General features: G+C 49.1%; 1 protein-coding gene. It reads right to left on the minus strand.

Annotation, left to right across the window (positions count from 1 at the left end):
* The coding region (locus tag ACJ2PR_RS35825) for an iron uptake porin (RefSeq protein WP_446880629.1) at window positions 1-914 on the minus strand (914 nt) is incomplete at its 3' end.
* Window positions 915-1,793 lie beyond the last annotated feature (879 nt).

Consider the following 1,793-nt stretch of genomic DNA (forward strand, 5'->3'; position numbering starts at 1 on the left):
GTGAAGGGGGTTGCGTTACCAGCAGCAAGACGAGTGACCAGCAGATCTTTACCCGTGAAGCTTGTGTTAAGCGCTAGACGAACTCTGTTCTGAAAGACGGTGTTGTTGCCATTTGTGCCATCGACACCAAACTCATCCGTAACGGCGAAGATTGCTTCACCAGCCAGCTTGGTGGTTGTCGAGAACTGCTGTTTTTCTAAAGTGGTGGTTCGGGCTTCTAGGGCATCAACACGACCCCGCAGAGTAGCCAATTCAGCCGCAAACTCTTCTTGAAGCTTTTGCAGGGTTGCTAAGTCTTCTTTCTTGACCAAATCAGCCGTGGCTGCTGCAATTAGTTCGTTAACACGATCGAGACAGGCATTCAATCCAGCCGCAAACTCAAAGCGAGTCAGGGCGCGGTTGCCACGATAGGTCTTGTCGGGGTAGCCCGCAATACAGCCGTAGCGCTCAACCAGAGATTGCAGTGCTTGAAATGCCCAATCCGTGGGACGCACGTCAGAAAGTTGAGAAACAGAGGTGACTTGCCCAGCGGCAGCAGTGTTGTTGGTTCTACCTTCTTTGCTGTAGCGGTTGATCTGGTCGATCGACACATCAGCAGGAGCCGCTTGAGCCATTTGGACGGGAGCAGGAGCCGAAAGAGTCGAAATCTTGGACTCAGGAGCTTGAGGTTGAATCGACTCAACAGTGGCCACCTGGACACCAGCAGGAGCAGCTACAGAAGCGATCTGCTTGACTTGAGGCTGAGAAACGTTGGAAGGAGCGATCGACTCTAGAGCTTGAGCTGTTGACTCAATGGCAGCTAACGGGGAAACTTCAGCTTGCTTTTCGGCAGCAATTGCACCGGAGGATACAGCCAGCGCTGCCCCCAACACTGCCGGACTTACAAGCAATGAATTCAATAAAACTTTTAGCATTTTGTTCTCCTCACACCTATCTTAGATAGAACGACTGTACCAGCCTTCTATGGCTACAATCAAAACTTGTAAGCTGTTGCAAAACTACAAAACCTCTCTCAGCGTATTATCTGAAGCAGTCAGGTATTGTGCGTTAGATCACAGTTTGGACTACGCTTTTGCAAATGATAGCAGATTCTCTAGGCTGCATCGACATGCGATCGCACCAGTCCGCCCAAATCAGCTCACATGCTAATTTCCCTTTTAGCTTTCCAGACGGGAGTGTTAGCAACCTCCATCCAAAGACGTACTTCTTTAGAACGAAGGTGATTCTGTTGCTAAGTGCAGCCTCAAGAGACAGTCTCGAAAGCGTACTTGACGTATTAGGATGTGTTTAAAAAACTATCCGCGCCTGCCTCAAGAAGTTTAGTCAAATCTAAAACTCTCAAGGTCAAGCGCGGTGTAGCGGATCATCAGATTAAACTAGACTGCCGGAAGGGACTCCAAGCTAGTCAAGCCGTCTTAGAGAAGTCACTTTTACCAGGAAGGCAAAGCTAACTAGAGAACAGCCCCGGCGCACAGCCAGTTTTTTGCAATCTGACGACCCAGGCATTTACTACTATCTTGCATGGGCATCACCTCCTATCGCCTATGTGGGTCTTACGAATTTAAGGTATCGGAACCTTTAGGACGGGGCAATTGCTTACCCTTCAATCAGGATAACACAGAGTTTTGAGGCTGTGTGGCACCCCCTGAAACCTTTCTCACAAAAAAGCTCCTACCCAAAAGCAGGAGCCATATCAGACAAAAGTTGATTTGGATACCCTTAGAGAGCGTTACCGCGAGGCAGAACCTCTTCGGGGAATACAAATTTTTCGTGAGGCTGATCTTGAGTGGCCA

The organism is Phormidesmis sp. 146-33, assembly GCF_052939515.1.